Here is a 24057-nt window from a genome sequence, read left to right as displayed (position 1 = left end):
GACAGTGACATCACATGTTGTCTGCCTGAATATTACACCAATACACCGTTTTTAGAGGAAATAGGATCAGGAAGATCGGTTTCTCCACCCATCTGAAGCAGATCTATTTCAATAGTTCTGCAGATGGAAAGCATTGGAACATCAAACATAAGTCCTGCAAAGGGATTCTCAGAATAATCCCCCACCAGCTCCATGATGATGTAGATCCATCCGATAATGATACAGAAAGGGATGGAAGTCCAGATTCCCCAGTCTCCTAATTTGGCAAACTCATTCACTAATCCTAGAGGAAGCAGGGTAATAAACAAAATATTAAAAACAAAAGCAGTACTGGCAAACTGTCTTGGAGAAGGGAATTTTTTGATTCTTTCTGCCTGTCCCTGGAAGCCGTAAAATTCATTCAGGCTGTTTTGAAGCTGTGTCTGATTGAAATCTGTGATGGCATTCATGTTTTTCAGTTCATTGATATCTTTTGCCTGTTGGGAAATCAGGTAGGTGGCAAAGTTTTTATAGTGATTTTTAAGCTCATATTCTTCTTCGGAAAGGTATTTATGCAGGAAAATAGGAGCTCTTCCGTAATCAGGAAATCCCGCTTTGATTAATCTGTTTCTTCTCAGGTTGATATTTCCGAACTTCGTTTGGGTATTGCTGATGTGTTCCCATTCCGCAGGGATCAGCAGCTGCTCGCGGAAAGTATATAGCCATGCAATATGACGGTTGACAATCTTTTTTTTGCGGTCTTCAAGGTCAAAAAACGCCTATTTCTTCATTTTTAGTGTCAAAAGCATACACCATTGAAGCAAATGAACGGCTGGAATTCACAATTCCACCCCATATTTTTCTGGCTTCCCAAAGCCTGTCATAAGCCTGGTTATTTTTAAAACCGACCAAAAATGCTTCTGCTGTACCTATCAGGGCTACGGGAACCCATGGGATGGTCATCCAATGCCAGTTGAAAAAATAAAATAGAACGGCAATCAGGGTACACCAGATAGAAATTAAAATAAGATGTACACCGGATAGATTGAGAACCTGCTTATAATTGACATATTTGGTTGTGATCATAAAGATGGATGTGTTTTGCGTGTACAGACAAAATAAGTACCAAACTGTATTACGGTTTGCTTTCCGGCAACTTCTGCTGGATAATTATTAAACTTTTCCTGCATTGTAAGAGTCTGCTTTTGAGTCTGTAATCTTAAATAAAAATAGTGAAAAAAATGCACAAAAAAAACCTCTGAAAATTTTCAGAGGTTTAAAATTTATTGAGAATTAATATTTCAGCATTTCTTCTATCTTTTTAAAAAGCTTCTCCGCATTAGGCAGCATTTCTTTTTCCAGTACGAGATTAATAGGAACTGCAGGTACATCTAAAGACCCCATTGCTTCAACAGGGGCATCCAGATATCTGAAACAATTTTTAGAAATACGGTGGGCGAATGCTTCTGCAAAAGAGTTGTTGAGCTGTTCTTCTGTCAGAACAATACATTTTCCATGTGCTTTTACTCTTTCAAAAACAAGTTCCTCATCCAGTGGAATCAGAGTCCTTAAATCGATTACTTCAACTCTTCCCTGGAATTGTTTAGCCGCTTCTTTAGCCCAATAAACTCCCATTCCATAAGTTACTACGAGCAAAGTCCTTCCTTTTTCGATCTCATCCTTGCCGGCTTCGATGATTACTTTTCCTTTTCCAAACGGAAGAATATAGTCTTCTGCGGGTTCTATGGTTTTTGCATCTTCAGTGCCCGGAACTTTTACTCCAGTAAAGCCCTTTATGTTCCAGCATGATAACCGGGTTGGGATCATAATAAGCCGCTTTTAGTAATCCTTTAAAATCAGCGGCATTACTTGGATAAGCAATTTTAATTCCTTTGATGTTGGCTAAAATACTTTCTACGCTTCCGCTGTGATAAGGGCCGCCCCCGCCGTAGGCTCCGATAGGAACACGGATAATATTGCTAACCGGGAACTTTCCGCCGCTTAAGTAGCTGGACTTCGAAATTTCCGTGATCAGCTGATTGATTCCGGGATAAATATAATCTGCAAACTGAACTTCAACGATAGGTTTTAGCCCCACGGCACTCATTCCGGCTGTAGAACCAATGATATAGGCTTCCTGGATAGCAGTGTTGAAAACTCTTTTGTTTCCGAATTTTTTCCCTAATGTTACTGTTTCACGGAAAACACCTCCGATTCTTTCCCCTACATCCTGTCCGTAAAGTAAGGCTTCAGGGTGCTTCCACATCAGTTCCTGTATAGCATGAATGGCTGCATCCACCATAACGATCTTTTCTCCGTTGGCAGGTTCGCGGGTTCCGGTCTCTTCTGTGATTGGAGTAGGAGCGAACACGTGCTGCATGACTGTTTCAGGTTTTGGATCCTCTGCTTTTTTAGCTCGTTCAAAAGCTTCTTCCGCCTCAAGACGTGCTTTTTTGGTGATCTGTTTTAACAAATCTTCATCAATGCCGGCTTCCAGCAATTGTTTTCTGAGGATTTCCCCCGGATCCTTTGCCCTGTGTCTGGTTAAATCTTCTTCATCTCTATAGAATTCCCTTCTTACTCCGGAAGTATGGTGGCCGATCAGTACCGTTTTAGCGCAAACTACTAATGGTTTTCTTTCATTTCTTACAAAATCCACAGCTTTTTTCATAGCTTCAAAGCTTTCTATGAAATCAGTTCCGTCCACTCTCATTCTGCTTAATCCTGTGAATCCTGCTACAAAATCATAAGCGTCGCAGGTTCTGGCTTCTTCCTTGGTAACGGAAATTCCCCATTCGTTATCCTGAACCAGAAATATAATAGGGAGCTGATGCAATGCCGCAAATTGTAACGCTTCACTTACTTCCCCTTCCGTTACGGAATTATCCCCAAGGCTACATACCACCACCGGGTTATTTTCAAAATTCTGAAGATTGAATTCCTGGATATATTTTATTCCCTGTGCCACTCCCGTGGTCGGGATAGTCTGCATTCCTGTAGCGGAACTTTGATGAATAATCTTTGGTTTATTTTCATCCCTGCTTGAAGGGTGAGAATAGTAAGACCTTCCTCCCGAAAAAGGATCTTCGGCTTTGGCTAATAGCTGAAGCATGAGTTGGTAAGGCTCGAAACCTATTCCTAAAAGAATACTTTCATCTCTGTAATAAGGAGAAACCCAGTCTTCTTTTTTCAATTGATATGCGGTTGCCAATTGGATAGCTTCATGACCTCTTGATGTACTATGAACGTATTTACAGATATTTCTATTTTCTTCATAAATATCAGCCATTGCTTTAGCCAGCATCATATGATTGTATGCTTTCAGCAAAATATCCTGAGAAACTTTTTTCGTGAAGTGTATTTTCCATAGGAAGCAAATATACATAAAAAAACAAAATACTAACAACTGTTAGTATTTTGTAGAAAATCCGTGTATTTAAAGGTTATTCTTTAATCACTTTTTTAGAAATAACTTCTTTATTTGTTTTTATTTCAATGATATAGATTCCTTTTGTATAAGAAGATAAATCTATCGGTTCTTTATCATTATTGATGGTGCCGCTTTGCAGTTTTTTGCCGGAAAGATCATAAATGCTGAAAGTGGACTTCTTGGGAGCTTTCAATATATGGGTAATATCTTTTGTAATGCTAGGTGCGATTGCAATTTCATTTAGTGCTCCGAATCCGGTTTCCTGGGTTCCCAGCACTTCATTGAAGCCTGTTATTAATATAGAATAATCTTGTGGCGCAGTCACAGCCGGAACAGCGTTGTTTTTTAAAGTTGCCTTATGGGAAACTTCAATGCGATAAACAGTGCCTGGTGTAGGGTTATCTATGACTACCTGTTCAACATTGTCTACAATATTGTCGCCTTTTGTGGCCGGAGTCATCGGACTGTTGGCATCCAGTTTCCATGGGAAATACGTTGTATTGGTGGTCGTATTAATGATTCTTACATCTAAATCGTTAATCAGTCTGGAATTTCTGTTGTTATATAATTCTGACCATTGGTTGCTGACGGTAAACTCAGGATCAATCCATGATAAAGTTACTTTCAGAGGTTCACTTCCTGAAGCTTTAATTGTTTTAGTGTTAACTGTACCGTTGTTTAAGGTCTCATTATTGAATATAACTGTATTGTTGGATTTTCCTACAAGCAGCTCAGCGCCTTTTTTGGCGTTGATGAATCCCCATCCGTACCAAGGATCAGGGCCAATGTTTCCGGCTTCAAGAGCGGAATGTACCATTAGCGTTTTGGAGGCTGCTGCATTTAACTCTGCATTATTGAATAATGATTTATAAATCTGCATCCAAAGGCCTATGATCCCTGCAACCTGGGGAGCAGCCATTGATGTTCCGCTATTGATTTGCCAGGTTGTGCTTCCTGTGGTGTCCTCTGCTGTAGAAGCCATCCAGATGTTGGTGCCGGGAGCGGAAATATCAGGTTTGATACCTCCGTCGTCTCTTGGCCCTGCGTTGCTGTAGCTTGCTTTTACAACATCGGTTGATGTGGTATATCGGTTATTGTTGGAAGAGATTACATTGGTAGCCCCTACAACAATAATATTTTTTGCTAAAGAACCATAGCCGATACAATCATATCCCTGTGAGCAATTCGCTGCAGGAGCAGCACCGGCGGGATAAGGCGAAACACCGGTTGACGTAAAATAATAAGCGTTACTCGTTGTGCCATTATAACCCGGACCATAGGCGAAGTAATTACCTGCTGATTTTACAATGGTATAAGTAGGATTATTGTATACAATGGCATCATATTGTTTATCAGTAGTATAATAAGTTCCCATGAGGTCATAATTATTTCCTGAAATATAATTGCCATTCCAATACCATGCGTTGTAAGGATATCCGCTGGATGTGGTTCCGTATGTCCACCCTGGATTTACACCATACGAATGGTTGGAAATTTTAGGCTGTGCAATCAGGATTTTGCCAAAGATGTCTGTAGTTAAGCCTGAAGGTAAAGTCGTCTGGGCGAATCTGTAAGAATCCATTGTTGAATTAAGGGCAATACCTTTTGCATTTCCTGACCCCGTAATATTTCCATTCTGGTCTCTGGTTTGTAACGGAGAGTCCATAGCGCCAAGAATACTGGCTACACCGGTAGAATGGCTGCTGTATGCATTGGTGTCTGTCTCCATATTCGTAATTCTGTTGGGAGCGTTGCTAAAAGCTATGTGAGGAGCATATATCCTTCCACCGTCGAATACAGTATATTTGATTCCCTCTCCTTTAAATGCCGTTGCAAGTCCAGTGATCCCTCCTGCGGTTGTTATGGCATCTACGTTATTGTTGAAGATTTGATTTTGATCATCAGTCTGATAAAAATTGGGAACATCCCCGCTGAAACCTGCAAGATTAGCTCTCATTTCCTGTATTAGCTTTTGTGTTTCAGGGCTTCTGTCACTGCCATATCTCCTGGCAACATAAGAGTCAAACCTTTCGTTGTTCTCTTTGTTTTGTCTTTCAAACTCTCTTTTTAATGCCTCATTGTTTTGTGCACTTATCAACGTAATGGCTAATGTGCTGATCAAAAGTAAATGTTTCTTCATTGTTGTTAGTAAAATATAAAAAAATGTAATGATCCAAATTTATATAAAATATTTAATTTATTGATTATTTTGATGGATATTTTATTTTCATTTACTTATTTAAATATAGATTCGATAATTTATCACTTGATATAGATTTAAATTTTAAATTCCATATATTTTGTTTTTTTGGAATTTTATTGATTGTTTGTATTGCTTCTATAAAGTAATATTTAGAAAAAATGAAGTAACTTTACATTCTCTTTCTATAAAAAGTTAGAAAATTATATGTATTTAATTTTTGACACAGAAACAACCGGTTTACCAAAAAAATTTCAATGCACCGCTTTCGGATTCGGATAACTGGCCAAGAATGGTCCAGATAGCATGGCAGATTCATGATGATGATGGGAATTTAGTTGAAAACCAGGATTATATAATAAAACCTGAAGGGTATGATATTCCCTTTAATGCCGCCAGGATTCACGGGATTACTACGAAGATTGCCCATGAAGAAGGTAGAGATCTCCAGGAAGTATTGGAAGAATTTTCCAGGGCTCTTGAGAAGATCAGAGTAGTCTCAGGACATAATGTGGAGTTTGATTACAATATTGTAGGGGCGGAATTCTACAGAAAGAATTTAAAAGACAATTTACAGGAAAAGCCCAGAGCGGATACTATGATCTTAGGAACCGACTTCTGCCAGTTAGGCGGAGGAAGGGGAGGGAGATTTAAACCCCCGAAACTGGAGGAACTTTACGAAAAATTATACGGAAATAAATTTGATGAGGCCCATAACGCAGCAGCTGACGTAAATGCAACAGCAAGAGCGTTTTTCGAAATGGTCAGAATTGGAGTGGTTCCGGCTGATGTCCTGAAAATATCGGAAGATCAGCTGAGTTATTTCAAAAGCCTTTACCCGGATCCGATTAAACCTTTCAATATTGTTATCCGCAGACAGGTTGCCGATTTTCATAATAAGAAAAAACAGCAGGATTTCGGAAGTATTGATGAAATTGATCTTGGTAAATACTTCAATTTTGATAACCATAGTGTTTTCTCAACATTAACGGCGACTTCAAGCATTAATGACCTGATCAGGAAAGCTACAGAAGAGAATTTTCCGGCTGTTGGAATGGTGGACCTGGGAAATATGATGGGCGCCTTTAAGTTTGTGTCTGCAGTAGAAGCGGCCAATGGTGACAGAGCAAAGAAGCATAAAGAATATTTAGCGAAAAAGCAGGAAGCAGAAGAGAATGGTATAGAATTTAATGAAACAGAGCCTGTTTCAGAGCCCTTGATCCCTGTTGTGGGATGTGAGTTTTACATTTCAGACCGTTATGAGCAGAAGCAATTTACCAAAGATGACCCCGACAGAAGGACACAGGTGGTGCTTTTAGCTAAGGATTTTAACGGATATAAAAATTTAGCAAAGCTTTCGAGCATTGGTTTCCTGAAAGGATTTTATTTTGGTGTTCCCAGGGTGAGCCGTGAGCTGATAGCACAGTATAAAGAAGGGGTCATTGCTTTGACTTCAGGGATTCACGGAGATATTCCGGATGCTATTTTGAATACCGGTGAGCAGAAAGGAGAAGAGCTTTTCAAATGGTGGAAAGATACCTTTGGTGATGATTTCTATGTACAGCTTCAGAATCACAAACTGCCGGAAGAAGAACACCTGAATGAGGTGTTGCTATATTTTGCAGATAAATATGACGTTTAAAATTTTTAGCTCAGAATGAAACATTCTATACCAATAAAGACGACTCCAATATTCAGGATATTGTAAGTTGTATCAAAGACGGAGAAAAGCTTTCAACTCCTGTTGGTAAAGGTTTTGGTAAAAGAAGGGGGCTTGCTACAGGAGAGTATTATATCAAAAATTCCGATGAGATTAAAGAAGCATTCCTGGCATATCCTGATGCATTTGAAGCCTATGACGAATTTTTTGCAAAGTTTAAGCCTTATACGTTAAAAAGGGATGTACTGCTTCCTAAATTTGATATTCCTGAAGAGTTTATCCATGCAGAAGATGAGGTAGACGGTGGAAAAAGAGGGGAAATGGCATACCTTACCCATTTGACTTATGAAGGAGCAAAACGAAGGTATGTGGATACGGGAATCACGGAAGAAATTAAGGAGCGACTTGACTTTGAATTGGAAGTAATTGCTAATACCGGATATCCGGGATATTTCCTTATTGTACAGGATTTTTGTAATGAAGCCCGTAAAATGGGAGTTTGGGTAGGTCCGGGAAGAGGGATCTGCCGCGGGATCTGCAGTCGCTTACTGTATCGGGATTACCAATGTGGATCCTATTAAATACGATCTCCTTTTTGAGAGATTCCTGAATCCTGAAAGGATTTCTATGCCTGATATTGATATTGACTTTGATGATGAAGGAAGGGATAAAATTATCAAATGGGTAATTGATAAATATGGCCAGAATCAGGTAGCACAGATTATAACATACTCTGTTCTCGGAGGTAAATCTGCTATTAAAGATGCAGGGAGGGTGCTTGATGTCCCAATCCCTGATACCAATAATATTGCAAAGCTTATTCCTTCCACACCAGGAATGAATATCGCCAAAGCTTTGGCAAAATATGATAAACTGAAACCGGAGGAACAGATGCTTGTTGATGAAATGAGATATGTTCTGGATAGTCCTGGTGATGCCCGTCATGATGTGCTTGCAAGTGCGAAAAAAATGGAAGGTTGTATCAGGAATACCGGAATTCATGCCTGTGGTGTAATCATTACCCCGGAAGATGTGAGTAATCTGGTTCCGGTAACCATTGCTGCTAAAGATGCTGATATTCTGGTTTCTCAATTTGATAACTCGGTGGCGGAAAGTGCAGGTCTTCTGAAAATGGACTTTCTTGGTCTGAGGACCTTAACGATTATCAAAGACGCTTTGAAACTGGTGAAAGCAAGATATGGGATTGATATTGATCCGGATCTTATTCCATTGGATGATGCTAAGACTTACCAGCTGTTTAAAGAAGGAAGAACAATAGGGATTTTCCAATATGAAAGCCCCGGGATGCAGAAGTATATGAGGGAGCTTAAACCAACGGTTTTTGCCGATCTTATTGCCATGAACGCATTGTATCGTCCCGGTCCGATTAAATACATCCCGAACTTTATCAACAGGAAGCATGGAATTGAAGAAATTGTCTATGACCTGCCTGAAACCGAAGAGTATTTAAAAGAAACCTACGGAATTACCGTATATCAGGAGCAGGTAATGCTTCTGTCTCAAAAGCTGGCGAATTTTACAAAAGGTGAGGCAGATACCCTGAGAAAAGCTATGGGTAAAAAGCAGATTGATGTTCTTAACAAAATGTACCCGAAATTTATTGAAGGAGGACGTAAGAACAACCTGAACGAAGAAAGGCTGGAGAAAATCTGGAACGACTGGAAGGCCTTTGCAGAATATGCCTTTAATAAATCCCACTCCACTTGTTATGCATTTATCGCTTACCAGACGGCTTTCCTGAAGGCCAATTATCCTGCAGAATATATGGCGAGTGTAATGAGTAATAACATTAACAATACGGATTCAATCACTATGTTCATGGAAGACTGTAAAAGTATGGGAGTGGATGTTTTAGGTCCGGATGTAAATGAATCCCAATATAAATTTTCGGTAAACGAAAAAGGACAGATCCGCTTTGGCCTGGGAGCTATAAAAGGTATTGGTGAAGGGCCAAGTGAGGCCATTACCAGAGAAAGGGAAAATGGAAGATTTAAAAATATCTATGATTTCTTTGAAAGGATTCTGCCTTCCCAAATGAATAAAAGAGTAGCGGAAAGTTTAGTGCTGGCAGGTGCTTTTGATGAATTAGGTTCCTTCCATAGAGGTCAGTATTTTGATATCGATATGAGCGGAAAAACAAACCTTGAAAGATTGATCAGATACGGACAAAGCTTCCAGGAGAGTAAAAATGAAATGGAAAATTCGCTGTTTGCTGACTTTGCCGAAGAAGTACAGATTGAACAGCCGAAATTAGCCCCTTGCCCTGAATGGCCGAATATGCACAAGCTTAATAAAGAAAAAGAAATTATCGGTTTCTACCTTTCCGCACACCCGTTGGATGAGTTTAAATACCAGTTTCAATTTATACAGGGACAGCTTTCTAAAAAGGCGGTTCTTGAAAAGGATAAAGAAGAAAAAGCAATTACTGATGAGGCTCCGGTTTTAGAGCAGGACGTACAAGATGAAACAATTGATCTTTCCGAAATTGTCTCCGATGAATTATCAGCGGGAGAGGAAGAGGTAATAGAAGAAGTTGTTAAAAAAGCTGAGCCTAAAGGAAACTTCCTGTTTTTAAATCTTGATGAGGTGGATGCTTATAAAGAACAGGCTTTTTCCAATAAGCAGGAAGAATTGTTTGAAGAAAAAAAGAAAGATTGGAAAACACTTCAAAAGGAAAGAGAAAACGGAGGCGGCGGTAAAGAATATACTGTTGCAGGCTTGATTACCGAATATAGAGTTCAGGATGGCTTTAGAAGCGGTGAAAAAGTGGCTTTTGTTACGTTAGAAGATTATTCGGGATCTTATTCTTTCAGATTGGGTGACAGGGATTATATGAGATTGAAAGAAAAGCTGGAAGTTCAACGGTTTGTGATTTTTAAAATAAAATTTGCTCAGGTGAAGGACGGAAGGGTTTTTGTGAATGTAGTTGACGTAATAGAACTCCAGGAAGCCTTTGAAAGATTTGCTAAAAGTATTTCTCTGGTGATGGATGTAATGGATGTAAGGCCGGAAGACCTTGAATTTTTCAGGACGGTTCTGGAACGGAATAAAGGAAATCAGAAATTAAAATTCTTTATTAAAAATATTGATGATGATTCCCATATCGAAGTTCAGTCGATGAAGCATTCGGTAGATTTGAATGGAGATTTGATTAAAGAAATTCAATTATTAAATAAATACGAGTTTTATTTGAATTAAAAAATGAAATATAAATATCTGGAAAAGTGGCTTTTGCCACTTTTTTTTGTTATAATTTCTGAATTTTTTCAACTATTATTTTATGTTAAATAGGCAAACGGCTTTTATTTGATTTTTTATTTCAATTTCTTAACTATCTGAAATTTAATATCTTACAAAAACTCATCAATTGATGATAAATTATTAAAATTAAATATTTGTTTAATTTTAATTAATAATATGTTTTATTTTATTGTTTTTAGTTTGTTAATTTTTAATAATTTTTTGGTTTAAGTTGAAATTTATTTACATTTATATTTCTAATTTTAACTTATTATTTTATGAAGAGATTATTACTATTATGTCTATTTTTAATAGCTTTCATTACAAATGCCCAGGTAACCCTGGGGAGTGGAACAACCCAGACTGGGTATGTTCCGATAGATGTCAACTTTGGATATAACTACACCCAGCAGATTGTAACCAAAAATGATATTAATGCCGTTGCTGCAGGTAATATTACCGGTTTAAAATTCTACCTTCCCAATAATGCTGATATTTCCAAATCAGTTGATTGGGTAGTGTATGTAGGGCATACTACTAAAACTTCTTTTTCAAGTAATTCCGATTGGGTTCCCGTATCAGGTTTGACTCAGGTTTTTGCCGGAACGATAAGTGCGGCAGGAGGAGAAGTAACTGTAAACTTCAGCTCACCTTTTGCTTATAATAATACAGATAACCTTCTGATTGCAATTGATGAGAATACCGCAGATTATACCGGAACAGCGAACAGGTTTTATACGTATTCGGGAACTTCCAATACATCACTTTATCTGAGAAGTGATGCAACAAATCCTGATCCTGCAACTCCAACTACAGGGGCAAGAACTGCGACAAAATCTGTAATGACTTTATTAGGACTTACGCCTGCGGTGGCACCTGGCTGTCCTGTCGTATCTGCTCCGGCGGCAGCTGCAACCAATGTTTCTGTATTACCTACAATTACCTGGGGTGCCGTGAATTATGCTTCCTCCTATAAAATTAGTATAGGGACCACACCCGGTGCATCAAATATTTTAAATATGCAGGACGTAGGAGTTGCCACTTCTTATACTTTAACCACTTCGCTTAGCTTTAACACCCAGTATTATTATACCGTGTATGCTGTGAATGCTGCAGGTGCTTCCACGGCATGTGCCGAAAGATCCTTCACAACAGCAAGCACATTGAGCTGCCCGGCCGTGAGTGCACCTACCACTGCCCAGATAGGCCTTCCTGTTAAAACTACCTTTTCATGGTCTGCTTCCAGTGGGGCATTGGGCTATAGGTTGAATATCGGAACTGCTCCGGGATCATACAATATTCTCAACAATTTCGATGTAGGGAATGTTACTACATATACACTTACTGCTGCACAACAGCTAAGTCCTACAACACAATATTATTATACCATAACAGCATACAACGGAAGTGTTGTATCGACAGGTTGTACAGAAAGGAACTTTACCACTACGGTAGCAGCTCCGGCAAACGATGACTGTTCCGGTGCTGTAAGTTTAACAGTGAATCCATCATTTGCCTGTACGGCCAGCACTCCGGGTAACACACTGGGGTCAACAGAATCTATGGCAGCCGGAACTTGTAGCGGAAATCCAAATGATGATGTGTGGTATAAGTTTGTAGCAACTTCAGCCAGTCATATCATTGCCTTATCCAATATTGTTTCTACAGGAAGCACCAGTGGGGTTACTGACATGTATTTCCAGGTACTGTCCGGAAGTTGCGGAACTTTAACAAGTGTTTTATGCTCTGATCCTGAAATGAACATTGTGAGCGGCCTTACTCCTGGCGAAACGTATTATGTAAGAGTGTACACTTATTCATCTTCGATTACTGGCAATGCAAGTTTCAATATTTGTGTAAGCACACCTCCGCCGCCGCCAGTAAACGATGATTGTGCAAATGCTGTAACCGTTACAGTAAACCCGGACACGAACTGCGGAAATGTAACGTCCGGAACCACAGTAGGAGCTACCAGTTCGGGTGTTGCTCTTGGTACATGTTCAGGAACGGCAGATGATGATGTTTGGTATAAATTTACTGCGACAGCTGCCACCCATACCTTACAATTGAAAAATATTGTTTCTGCAGGAACATCATCTTCTACTTCATTATATTCACAGGTATTCAGCGGAGCTTGCGGGGCTTTGGTAAGCACCAAATGTATCAGCTCAAATACCAACCTTACTCTTTTAAGTGGTCTTACTCCGGGACAGACTTACTATGTGAGAGTTTATAATTATGAAGCGAACTCAGGAGCTAATTTTTTATGCAAATACATTTGATATTTGTATAGGAACGATTCCGGCAGCTCCTGCCAATGACGATTGTTCAGGTGCTGTGGATTTACAGGTTAGCCAAACTTTAACCTGTGCTTCACCAACATCAGGAACTACTTTAGGAGCAACGGATTCCGGTCTGGCAGTAAGCCCTTGTACCGGTACGGCAGACGATGATGTCTGGTATAAATTTACTGCAACAAGTGCCAATCATGTTGTTATGCTTTCAGGAGTAGTAAGTGCAGGAAGCTCTTCATCTACAAGCTTATATACTCAAGTGTTCAGTGGGGTATGCGGAACCCTGACAAGTGTTAAATGTGGTACAACAGTCAATACATCACTTACAGGACTTACTCCGGGACAAATATATTATGTGAGGGTTTATAACTCAAATACCAATGGTACTTCATTATATGCTAATAACTTTAATATCTGTATCGGCACACCGCCACCGCCACCTGTAAACGATGACTGTGCTAATGCTACTTCTCTTACAGTAAGCAGTAATAATGTTATGAGCCCGGTAAACGGTACTACGGTAAGTGCTACTCAAAGTACTGGTGTTACTGCTCCTACATGTAGTGCAACAGGTATCAATGATGATGTATGGTATACATTTACAGCAACAGCTTCCACTCACCTGGTACATGTTTTATATACTGATAATGCCACAACTACACAGGTGTATTCGGGAACATGTGGTGCTTTAACGGCTATGACTTGCTTTGACGGTAATTATGGAAACTCTAATGTGTTGTTGCAAAACCTTATTGTGGGACAAACGTATTACGTAAGAGTATTCTCATCTACCAGTACAGCAACTACAGCATCTAATTTCCAGATTGCTGTCACTACACCTTCTGCGGTGTCTAATGATACATGCGATACCGCTACGGCAATTGCTTGTAACGGAACAGTACAGGGAGTAAATGCATTAGCTACTGATGATACTCTGCCTTCTTCAGCTTGCGGTGCTTCAAGCACAACGGCAACTTATAAAGGTGTTTGGTTTACGGTAACTGCTACAGAGAACGGGCCTATTACTGTAGATGCTTGTGGTACACAGTATGATGCTTACCTGAGAGTGTATACCGGTGCTTGCGGTTCGCTTACCTGCTTCAGTGATACTTCCGGAGTAGGATATGCTGATTCAGGTTGTTCAGTTACTCTTAATAATGCTCCGACCTTAACATTTACAGGTGTTGCAGGAACTACATATTATATATTGCTTACAGGTTACACTTCTGCCAGAATTGGTAATTATAGTGTCTCTGTTACACAAGGATGTGCCGGTCTTGCCACGGCTGAGGTTGAAAAGAAAAAGAATGAAATTAAAGCGTATCCTAATCCGTTTACAGATGTTCTTTCTATTTCAGACGCAGCTAAGGTAAAATCAGTTTCTATTGTTGATGCTTCCGGAAGAGTGGCAAAAATAATAGAAAACCCTTCTTCCGCACTTCATTTGGAAGATCTGAGACAAGGAATGTACCTGGTAGTATTGAATATGAAAGATGGATCTAAACAAACCATAAAAGCTATAAAAAAATAATGTGTTTAATTTCTGATTAACAGCGAAAGCTGAAACTGATGGCCGGAATTCATTCCGGCCATTTTTTAGACAATAAAGACATGGATTAAATTGATATAATAATATTTATTGTGTTTTAATGTGAAATTATTAATGTTTTTAATTGATTTTTAGTAACTTGCTTTTACCAATTCAAATATTATATTATATGAAAAATTTTTTACTTGCTGGTTTCTTAACCATCGGGGCCTGGACTTTTGGCCAAACGTATTGCATCCCTGAATTTTCAGATGGATGTGATGAGGGAGATCAAATTGACAATTTCGAAATCCCTTCAATAGGATTTAGTCATCTCGGAACGGGGTGCTCCTCTGGCGCTTATGGAGATTTTACCTCTCAAACAATTAACCTTAATGCCGGAGTAGCTTATCCTTTCACTATTACTCATGGATATGAAAATGAATATGTAAGGATCTGGATTGATTTTAATAACGATGGTACCTTTGATGAAACCACCGAATTGGTAGCATCTTCCATAAGCGTTGAAGATACCAATGGCTCAATTACGAACAGCACAATTGTCATTCCGCTTACAGTAACTCCCGGAACATACCGGATGAGGGTAGCAGACAAATATGATGAAAATCCTGTCCCGTGTAATATAGATGGATATGGGGAAGCACACGATTATACCGTGGTTATAGGAGCAGCTCCAAGCTGTCTTGCACCATCGGCTTTAACTTTGAATTCTCTTGCATCAAATGCTGCTGAAATTTCATGGACAGCTCCTGCAAGTACAATAGGAGTAGGATATGAATATTATCTGTCGACATCAGGTACGCCTCCTTTGCCAGCCGCTGTAGCTACCGGAAGTGTAAATGCCCAGGCTACCTCAGCTCAGTTACCCAGTCTTTCGCCAACAACTCTTTATTATGTATGGGTTCGGTCCGTGTGCAGTGTTTCAGATAAAAGCATGTGGTCTTTAGGTATTACATTCTATACCCCTTGTACGGCCACAACTCCAACTTATACCAATGATTTCTCAATATATCCGGTTGATTGCTGGACCCAGGCTTCTGACGGAACCCCGGCTACCGGACCTATGGGAGTTGATGAATATTGGTATGAAAAAGATTTTCTGAACTCAGGAGCCGGCAATAGCTCTGTAAGAATGAACGTATATTCTGAAAACAGGATAGGGTGGCTGAAAACCATCCCTTTCAACTTGTCAGCCGGAGGATACAAAGTATCGTTCGATTATGGTGTTACTGATTATAACAATGCAAATCCTTCCGGAATGGGATCTGATGACACGGTACAGTTTTTAGTGTCTGTCAATGGTGGAGTCAGCTGGACTGTTCTCCAAACATGGAATGCTGCTAATGCTCCGTCTAATACTTCTACAAACTATTCTTATGATCTTTCATCCTATACAGGAAATAATACTGTATTTGCCTTTTACGGTTCGTCCGGAACTGTTGATGACGATGAAGATTATGAATTTTTTTGTAGATAATTTTACTGTAGAATCTTCATTGGCTGTTTCCGAAATCAACAAAAAGAAATCTGATATTAAGGTACACCCTAATCCATTCACGGAAATACTGAATATTACAAAAGTTGACCAGGTCAGATCAGTTTCCGTTTCGGATCTTTCCGGAAAACGGGTAAAAAGTTTTGAACAGCCTGTTCCGGTCCTTTATTTAGGAGATTTGAGCGCCGGAATTTACCTGATTACACTCCATATGAAAGATGGTTCCAAGCAGGTAATTAAAACCATTAAAAAATAAAACTACAGACTTAATCCAAAAAATGGGCGGAATATTCGCCCATTTTTTTTATTACATATCACTTATCCGGTACTGGCTGTACATCTCCTGTATTCATAAGGTCAAAGACGGTTGGAAAGAACATTACTAGAATAAAATAAATGATAATCATCAGTACAATTAATACAAAAAGAATAATCACTAAACTATTCGGTTTGTTTTTCTTTTTTGGTTCCATGATTTTGTGGTGTTTTAGTAAATAATTAATCGATATCTGATATTAAGCTAATTTCTTGCCACACTGTTTACAGTACCTTGCGTCATCATCAATATCTTCATTGCCGCAACGGTCACATACCTTTTCCAGGTTTTGTCTTTTATTTCGCATTTCTGCCGTTACTATTCCGGTAGGAACAGCAATGATGGAATAACCGGCCAGCATTAATACTACTGCAAAAAACTTTCCTAAAGGAGTGATAGGAGATACATCACCATATCCCACAGTTGTTACGGTAACCACCGCCCAATAGATAGATTGTGGAATCGTTTCAAATCCGGGTCTTCCGCCTTCCACCATAAACATTAAAGAGCCGACAATCACTGAAAAGATAATCAGGAACAGGAGAAAAATATAAATTTTCCTGGAACTGTTTTTCAATGCCCGTACGATGAGGTAACCATCGTTCATAAAATCCAGTAAGTTGAAAATCCTGAAGATTCTCAGCATTCTCAGCATCCGGAAGATCAGAAAATATTTGGTAATAGGAAAGAAAAAACTAAGATAAAAAGGCACCAGGGCAAGAAAATCTATAATTCCGAAAAAACTGAAAATATAATGTCTCTTATTCTTTATCACAGCAATTCGCATAGAGTATTCGGCAGTGAAAAAAATGGAGATGATCCATTCAAGAATCAGGAAGGTGTAATGGAATCTTTTATCAAGCTGAGGTACACTTTCCATCATAATGATAGCGGTGCTGATAAGAATTAAAGACAGTAAAATGATGTCGAAAAGTTTTCCGAGCCTGGTATCGGAACGGTAGATGACCCTAAAAAGGTATCTTTGCCATAGCTTATCTTCAGGAACAAGATGATGCTCTCTTTCCATTTTTAATGTTTTTTAAAATTAACAAATTATCGTTATTTTCGTAGCAAACATACAGAATAAAATGACAATAAGCGAAGTAATTTCAGAAATAGAGCAGCGTATTCCTTTACAACAGGCGGAAGATTTTGATAATGTAGGACTGTTGTGTGGGATTCCGTCCCGCAATGTAAGCGGAATCCTGGTTTGCCATGATGCGCTGGAAAATGTGGTGGATGAAGCTATTCAGAAGAATTGTAATCTTATCGTATGTTTTCATCCTATTATTTTTTCAGGGTTAAAATCTTTAACGGGAAAAAATTATGTAGAAAGAGCCGTTTTAAAAGCTATTGAAAATAAAATTGCCATTTATGCCATTCATACGGCTTTCGATAATGACTTTTTTGGAGTCAACCGGGGAATTTGTAATGCATTGGGATTAAAAGACCAGCAGATACTGCAGCCTAAAAAAAATAACTTAAAACAAATTAACGGTTTTTGTTCCAAAAGATTATTCTGAGCAGGTAAAAGAATCTCTTTTTGCTGCGGGGGCAGGAAATATAGGCTTTTACGATGAATGCAGCTTTACTTTGAATGGGAATGGTACTTTCAGGCCTATAGAAGGGTCTAAACCATTCTCAGGAGAGCAAAATGTCCGTGAAAATGCCGATGAAGATATGATTTCTGTGATTTTTGAAGCTTATAAACAGGGAGGGATCATAGCAGCTATGAAATCAGCTCATCCTTATGAAGAAGTGGCCTATCAGGTTTATAATCTGGATAATGAAAATCAATATTCGGGATTGGGGATGTATGGTGAGCTGGAAGAAGCGATGGAAGAAAAAGACTTCCTAAGAATGGTGAAAGAAAAGTTTAATCTTGAAGTGATTAAACATTCCTCCTTTAATGATAAAAAAAATTAAAAGAGTAGGAGTACTTGGAGGCTCCGGAGCCAGTGGAATAAAAGCTGCACTTTCTAAAAAATGTGATGCTTATCTTACCGGAGATATTAAATATCACGATTATTTTTTAGCCGAGTCTAAAATGCTGATCTGTGATATAGGGCACTATGAATCAGAACAATTTGTAACCCAACAATTATTTGAAATTTTATCACAAAAATTTAGTACATTTGCAATTTCAAAATCTATTGAAAAAACCAACCCAGTAAATTATTTCATTTAAATATGGCAAAAACCAACGATATTTCAGTTGAAGAAAAATTAAGAGCTTTATACGATTTACAGATCATTGATTCAAGATTGGATGAAATCCGAAATACTAGAGGAGAATTGCCAATTGAAGTTGAAGATCTTGAAATTGAGATTGAAGGCCTTGAAAAAAGAGCTGAAAAATTTCATGCAGATATCAAAGATCAGGAAGATCAGATCAAAACAAAGCATGAAGTGATTAACCATGCAAAAACCTTAATTGAGAAATACAAATCTCAGCAGGATAATGTAAGAAACAATAAAGAGTTTGAAGCATTAAGCAAAGAGATTGAATTCCAGGATCTGGAAATTCAGCTTGCAGAAAAAAGAATTAAGGAATTCGGAGCTAAAATTGCTCACAAAAACGAAACCCTGGCTGAACTCAATGCAAAAATTGAGGATCTGAAAAATCACCTGAAGTTTAAAAAAGAAGAACTGGACGGTCTTATTTCTGAAACTCAAAAAGAAGAAGAATACTTACTGGAGCAGTCTAAAGAATTTGCTGCTAAAATTGATGAAAGATTGCTGGCTTCTTATAACAGAATCAGAACAAACTCTATCAACGGTCTTGCAGTAGTAGGTTTAGAGAGAGGAGCTCCTAAGGGGTCATTCTTCACGATTCCTCCTCAAAAGCAAATGGAAATTGCCCAGAGAAAGAAAATCATTATTGATGAGCATTCAGGTAAAATCCTTGTTGATGATGAGTTGGTAATGGAAGAAAACGAAAAAATGAAATCTGTAATTAAATTCTAATTATTGATTTACTCATATGAAAAGCTGTTTCAAATCTGAAGCAGCTTTTTTTGTATTATTATTCAAATAATATCTTAGGCTTAAATATAATTAAACATAGTAACAGGAAAACAACAAAAAAGCCGCTTCAAATGAAGCGGCTGTATTCTATTATTCCTGATGTTCGTACATCTTATTGTAAAGATCGATAAATTTCTCTTTTACGGCTTTTCTTTTCAGTTTAAGAGTTGGGGTCAGAAGTCCGGTTTCAATGCTCCATACTTCAGGAGTCAGTTCAATTTTCTTGATTTTTTCCCAGTTCCCCAAATGTTCATTGATTCCGTCAATCTCTTTTTCAATTCTTTGTTTCAGTTCAGCACTTTTTGCTATCTCTTCAGGAATGGAGCCGATACTTATATTATTCCTCATGGCCCAGCTCTTTGCAAATTCAAAATCCGGCTGTACCAAAGCGCAAGGCATTTTCTCACCGTCACCTACCACCATGATCTGTTCAATGAATTTAGAAGCTTTTGCAAGGTTTTCAATAGTCTGGGGGGCAATATATTTTCCGCCTGAAGTTTTAAACATTTCTTTTTTACGGTCGGTAATCTGTAAAAATCCGTCACTGTCTATATGACCGATATCTCCGGTTTTAAAATAACCCTCTTCGGTGAAAGCTTCGCGGGTCATTTCCTCATTTTTGAAGTATCCCTTGAAAACAGATGGCCCTTTTACTGTAATTTCACCATCTTCCTGGATTTTTACTTTTAAATTATCCAATGGAATTCCTACAGTTCCTACTTTCATTTTTTCAAAACTGTTTACTGAAATTACCGGTGAAGTCTCCGTTAAACCATATCCTTCCAATATAGGAATTCCTGCATTCTGGAACATCAGGTTCAGTCGTGTGGATAATGCAGCCGATCCTGAGACCAAAGTGATAATTTCACCACCCAGTCCCTCTCTCCATTTTGAAAATACCAGTTTGTCGGCAATGATTTCCTGCAATCCGGAAGGCTTTGAAATTTCTTTCTTTTTGGTAATTAAATTGAGGGCCCAGAAGAATATTTTTGATTTCAATCCGCCAGCGGAAGAACCTGTATTGTAAATCTTATCATATACTTTTTCTACCAATCTTGGTACTACCGTCATGTAGTGAGGTTTCACCTCTTTCACGTTTTCACCCATTTTCTCGATACTTTCGGCAAAATAAAGAGAAAAGCCGTTATACTGATACAGGTAAAAAAGCATTCTTTCGAAAATATGACAAATAGGAAGGAAACTCAATGCCCTGGTTTCTTTATAATCCAGGCTTTTTTTCTTGGGAATTCTTGGAATGGAGCCCAAAACATTGGATACAATATTATTATGGGTCAGCATAACGCCCTTAGGTCTTCCGGTAGTTCCTGAAGTATAAATAATAGTGGCGAGATCTTCAGTATTAATGGCATTGGAAAGATCTTCCACCTCAATCTGTGTGGATTCATCCTTTCCCAGATCCAGGATTTCTCTCCAGTTAGCCGCTCCGCTTACATTATCAAAAGTGAAAATACCCTGAAGGCTGGGAATATTATGTTTCACCTTCATCACTTTGTTGAGAAGGTCTTTATCGGAAACAAAACAGTATTGAATTTCGGCATTATTGAATATAAATTCATAATCTTCCGGTGAAATACTCGGATAAACCGGTACGGAAACCACACCTATCTGAGAAATCCCAAAATCCATTATAGCCCATTCTGTACGGGAATTGGTAGTGATCAGAGCGATCTTGTCACCCGGTTTTATGCCTAGCTTTAATAGTCCTCTGGATATCTTATTTCCCTCATTAATAAACTCCTGGGTAGAAGTTTTTTTCCATTCACCATGATACTTCGTCACAAACATATCCATTTTAGGATATTTTTCTAAAGCGTAGTGTGGAATATCGAATAATCTCTTGATCGTCATGATTTTTTAAGTAATTTATAAAGAAATCTAAATATAAGCATTTTTTTTAATTGTAGACATCCGATTGTAATAATTGGGAATAAGTTCAATGTGTGCCATAATATGTGGCATCAGAACCTCTGCATTTTACGGTTTCTAATTTCTTTTTCCTTATTTGCTCAAAAAGTGTAAATTTACGGCTATCTAATTAATTTTTTTTATGGACTTTAATTTATCGGAAGAACAGCTGATGATTCAGCAGGCTGCAAGAGATTTTGCACAAAACGAACTATTACCTGGAGTTATTGAAAGAGACCGCGATCAGAAATTCCCTGCAGAACAGGTTAAGAAAATGGGAGAAATGGGACTTTTAGGAATGATGGTTGATCCAAAATACGGGGGTGCAGGTATGGACAGTGTGTCTTACGTTTTGGCCATGGAGGAGATCGCAAAAATAGATGCTTCTGCAGCAGTTGTAATGTCCGTAAACAACTCATTGGTTTGTGCCGGTCTTGAAAAATTTGCTTCTGAAGAGCAAAAAGTAAAATACCTTACTCCTCTGGCAAGCGGGCAGGTAATCGGAGCTTTTGCATTGTCTGAGCCTGAAGCAGGTTCTGATGCAACATCTCAGAAAACAACCGCAGAAGATAAAGGAGACTATTACCTTTTGAACGGGATCAAGAACTGGATTACCAATGGAGGTACGGCTTCTTATTATATTGTAATTGCACAAACGGATCCTGAAAAAAAGCATAAAGGAATCAACGCTTTCATCGTAGAAAGAGGATGGGAAGGTTTTGAAATAGGACCCAAAGAAGACAAATTGGGAATCAGAGGAAGTGATACCCATTCTTTAATTTTCAATAACGTAAAAGTTCCGAAGGAAAACAGAATCGGGGCAGACGGGTTTGGTTTCAATTTTGCAATGGCTGTACTGAACGGAGGTAGAATAGGGATCGCTTCCCAGGCTTTAGGAATTGCTTCCGGGGCTTACGAACTGGCATTGAAATATGCAAAGACAAGAAAAGCGTTCAAAACTGAAATTATCAACCATCAGGCGATTGCTTTCAAATTAGCTGATATGGCTACTCAGATTACTGCAGCAAGAATGTTGTGCTTCAAGGCAGCATGTGAAAAAGATGCAGGAAAAGATATTTCTGAAAGCGGAGCGATGGCAAAACTATATGCTTCTCAGGTAGCAATGGATACCACTATTGAAGCTGTACAAATCCATGGCGGATACGGATACGTGAAAGAATACCACGTAGAAAGATTAATGAGAGATGCCAAGATCACTCAGATCTATGAAGGAACTTCTGAAATCCAGAAAATTGTGATCTCAAGAAGTATCGCAAAATAAAAATATAATAAAACACACTTACCTATGAAAAAATCTTTGTGGATTACCCTCGGTGTCGTACTGCTATTATTAGGAGTATTTGTATGGTATAAGTATTTCTTCGTTTTCGGAGAAGGAGTGAAGTCCGGATATCTGAACTATGCCATGAAAAAAGGCTATATCTTCAAAACCTATGAAGGTAAACTGATTCAGGAGGGTTTCGGGAAAGGAAAAACAGGAACCATTACAAGTTATGAGTTCGAATTTTCTGTAGATGACCCTGAAGTTTTCAAACAACTGGAAACCAACAGTGGCAAAACCTTTGACCTGCACTACAAAGAATATAATGGCGCTCTTCCCTGGAGAGGAAACACAAAATTTGTCGTAGACAAAGTAGTGAACATGAAATAATTAAAAGGCTTCCGTTTTGGAGGCCTTTTCTTTTTAGGAGCTTTTCCCGCTATCCACTCATACTCCTCGCGCCAGGCTGAGTCTAATCATGCTGCGGGGTAACCGTTACTATCGGGGCTATTTTAATAAGTAACAAGGAAGTAATGAATTGTGTTTTTTTTTACATCATAGCTTTGTATCTTAATTATCTTAAAAACTTCCCATTCTCTTATACATAAAAGATCTGTGAAAATCCGTGCCATTTATGACTTAAAATAAAAAATCCATCACAAGGATGGATTTTGAAATTCTAGTGAGAATCCTGATCAGGAATATTATTGTTTTTCTTCTTTTTATAAAAATAGTATCCAATACCGCCAACCAGAAACACCGGCCATAAGGGAAGAAGAAAAAGAACGATGGAAGTAACCACATCCCAGCCGGATTCAATAGCGGCTAATGATTTTCCGCCAAAAGTATCAGGTTCCTTTTCAGCTTCAGTTTTACCTGTGATATTAACATCAATGCTGCAGATGGTGTTATCTGTATAATTACGTCCTGTAACCTGAATGTCTCTGGTTTCAATATCTCCAATATTGCTGTTTAAAGCTTCCATTAATCCATCAAAATGCTGAATAGGAACTTTGATATTCAATCTGTAAACTTTTTGATTTTCATCACGTGGATTAGCCGGTTCAATATAAGACTGGTTTTCACTTTTAACATATCCATTGTTTTTGATGGCTTCTTCTCTGATGATTTCTTTTACCGTTTCAGCATTATCAGCTCTTACCACAAGATAGCCTGTTTTTACCATTTTATCTTTCGGTATATTCAGTTCATAGCTGTCGTTTTTAGGTTTTTCTTTGTAAATGATTTTGGTTTCTTTAATCACTTTAGGTACTTGAACGTTTGTCGCAACCTTCTCAGATTGCTTCGCTGCAGAATCTTTTTTTCTCAATTTTTGACTCCAGTTTTGTAGATGTAATTTTATCAGATAGAGAATCTACCATTTTGGATGTGCTTTCTATTTTCTCCTGAATATCATTTTTAGCTCCTTCAATATCTTTTATTCTGATACTTGCAGAATCAAGGACATTATTGGCTGTTTTACCGGCATTATCAATAGCGTCTGAAGCAACAGAAGCTGTACTGTCTATACTGTTGGCAGCTTCTTCCAATTTAGATTGCGAAATCCCACCTTTTTTTACAGGCAATAAAAGAACCTGAAATAGCAATGAGTAATATGAACTTTTTCATAATATTATT

The 24057-nt window shown here is 38.4% G+C and carries 14 protein-coding genes and 3 pseudogenes; 9 read left to right on the top strand and 8 right to left on the bottom strand.

What is annotated here, in order from left to right; translation table 11 throughout:
• Positions 1-32: 32 nt before the first annotated feature.
• The 4 genes and pseudogenes from HX13_RS24325 to HX13_RS12985 all read right to left on the bottom strand — a co-directional run bounded on the left by HX13_RS24325 (position 33) and on the right by HX13_RS12985 (position 5549).
• Positions 33-557, bottom strand: coding sequence for a bestrophin family ion channel (locus HX13_RS24325; protein WP_238555340.1), 525 nt, complete (start codon positions 555-557; stop codon positions 33-35).
• A gap of 190 nt (positions 558-747) precedes the next feature.
• On the bottom strand, positions 748-1065 hold the full coding sequence (locus HX13_RS24320) for a bestrophin family protein (RefSeq protein WP_238555322.1): 318 nt from the start codon (positions 1063-1065) through the stop codon (positions 748-750).
• A 207-nt stretch (positions 1066-1272) separates the two neighbouring features.
• A pseudogene (locus HX13_RS12990) lies at positions 1273-3364 on the bottom strand (thiamine pyrophosphate-dependent enzyme).
• A 58-nt stretch (positions 3365-3422) separates the two neighbouring features.
• Complete coding sequence (locus HX13_RS12985; protein ID WP_050021464.1) at positions 3423-5549, bottom strand: S8 family peptidase; 2127 nt, start codon at positions 5547-5549, stop codon at positions 3423-3425.
• Between the two features lie 267 nt (positions 5550-5816).
• Between HX13_RS12985 and dnaE the strand changes: the two are divergent.
• From dnaE to HX13_RS22540, 5 genes and pseudogenes are all read left to right on the top strand, one after another.
• Positions 5817-10488, top strand: a pseudogene (gene dnaE / locus HX13_RS12980) (DNA polymerase III subunit alpha).
• A gap of 320 nt (positions 10489-10808) precedes the next feature.
• On the top strand, positions 10809-12812 hold the full coding sequence (locus tag HX13_RS12975; RefSeq protein WP_050021463.1) for a fibronectin type III domain-containing protein: 2004 nt from the start codon (positions 10809-10811) through the stop codon (positions 12810-12812).
• Positions 12769-14355 (top strand): T9SS type A sorting domain-containing protein, encoded by a 1587-nt coding sequence (locus HX13_RS12970; protein WP_050021462.1) that lies wholly within the window; start codon positions 12769-12771, stop codon positions 14353-14355. Before HX13_RS12975 ends, HX13_RS12970 begins: the two co-directional genes overlap by 44 nt.
• Before the next feature lie 187 nt (positions 14356-14542).
• Positions 14543-15850: a GEVED domain-containing protein gene (locus HX13_RS12965; RefSeq protein ID WP_050021461.1), complete on the top strand. Its 1308-nt coding sequence runs from the start codon at positions 14543-14545 to the stop codon at positions 15848-15850.
• On the top strand, positions 15831-16124 hold the full coding sequence (locus tag HX13_RS22540; protein ID WP_157837443.1) for a T9SS type A sorting domain-containing protein: 294 nt from the start codon (positions 15831-15833) through the stop codon (positions 16122-16124). The genes HX13_RS12965 and HX13_RS22540 overlap by 20 nt, the downstream gene beginning before the upstream one ends.
• A gap of 259 nt (positions 16125-16383) precedes the next feature.
• On the opposite strand, the gene HX13_RS12955 is transcribed toward HX13_RS22540, so the two are convergent.
• A complete protein-coding gene (locus tag HX13_RS12955; RefSeq protein WP_050021459.1) occupies positions 16384-17211 on the bottom strand; it encodes an ion transporter in 828 nt (275 codons plus the stop codon).
• Positions 17212-17272: 61 nt separating this feature from the next.
• Between HX13_RS12955 and HX13_RS12950 the strand changes: the two are divergent.
• Together HX13_RS12950 and HX13_RS12945 are read left to right on the top strand one after the other, a co-directional pair.
• Positions 17273-18372 (top strand): annotated as a pseudogene (locus HX13_RS12950) (Nif3-like dinuclear metal center hexameric protein).
• A gap of 2 nt (positions 18373-18374) precedes the next feature.
• Complete coding sequence (locus HX13_RS12945) at positions 18375-19151, top strand: zinc ribbon domain-containing protein (protein ID WP_050021458.1); 777 nt, start codon at positions 18375-18377, stop codon at positions 19149-19151.
• A gap of 150 nt (positions 19152-19301) precedes the next feature.
• Here the strand turns inward: HX13_RS12945 and HX13_RS12940 are convergent, their stop codons facing one another.
• Entirely contained in the window at positions 19302-21080 is a 1779-nt protein-coding gene (locus HX13_RS12940) for an AMP-dependent synthetase/ligase (RefSeq protein WP_050021457.1), read from the bottom strand.
• 199 nt (positions 21081-21279) lie between these two features.
• Between HX13_RS12940 and HX13_RS12935 the strand changes: the two genes are divergently transcribed.
• Both HX13_RS12935 and HX13_RS12930 read left to right on the top strand, forming a co-directional pair.
• Positions 21280-22419 (top strand): acyl-CoA dehydrogenase, encoded by a 1140-nt coding sequence (locus HX13_RS12935; RefSeq protein WP_050021456.1) that lies wholly within the window; start codon positions 21280-21282, stop codon positions 22417-22419.
• A 24-nt stretch (positions 22420-22443) separates the two neighbouring features.
• Complete coding sequence (locus tag HX13_RS12930) at positions 22444-22809, top strand: hypothetical protein (RefSeq protein ID WP_050021455.1); 366 nt, start codon at positions 22444-22446, stop codon at positions 22807-22809.
• A gap of 289 nt (positions 22810-23098) precedes the next feature.
• Here the strand turns inward: HX13_RS12930 and HX13_RS12925 are convergent, their stop codons facing one another.
• Together HX13_RS12925 and HX13_RS24315 are read right to left on the bottom strand one after the other, a co-directional pair.
• On the bottom strand, positions 23099-23749 hold the full coding sequence (locus HX13_RS12925; protein WP_050021454.1) for a DUF4349 domain-containing protein: 651 nt from the start codon (positions 23747-23749) through the stop codon (positions 23099-23101).
• Positions 23715-24026 (bottom strand): hypothetical protein, encoded by a 312-nt coding sequence (locus HX13_RS24315; RefSeq protein WP_238555321.1) that lies wholly within the window; start codon positions 24024-24026, stop codon positions 23715-23717. The genes HX13_RS12925 and HX13_RS24315 overlap by 35 nt, the downstream gene beginning before the upstream one ends.
• Positions 24027-24057 lie beyond the last annotated feature (31 nt).

This window comes from Chryseobacterium sp. P1-3, from assembly GCF_000738495.1.
In the GTDB taxonomy this organism is placed as follows: Bacteria; Bacteroidota; Bacteroidia; order Flavobacteriales; family Weeksellaceae; genus Chryseobacterium; species Chryseobacterium gallinarum.
The sequence above is the reverse complement of the archived record's forward strand: the minus strand, read 5'-3'. Positions and strand labels throughout refer to the sequence as shown.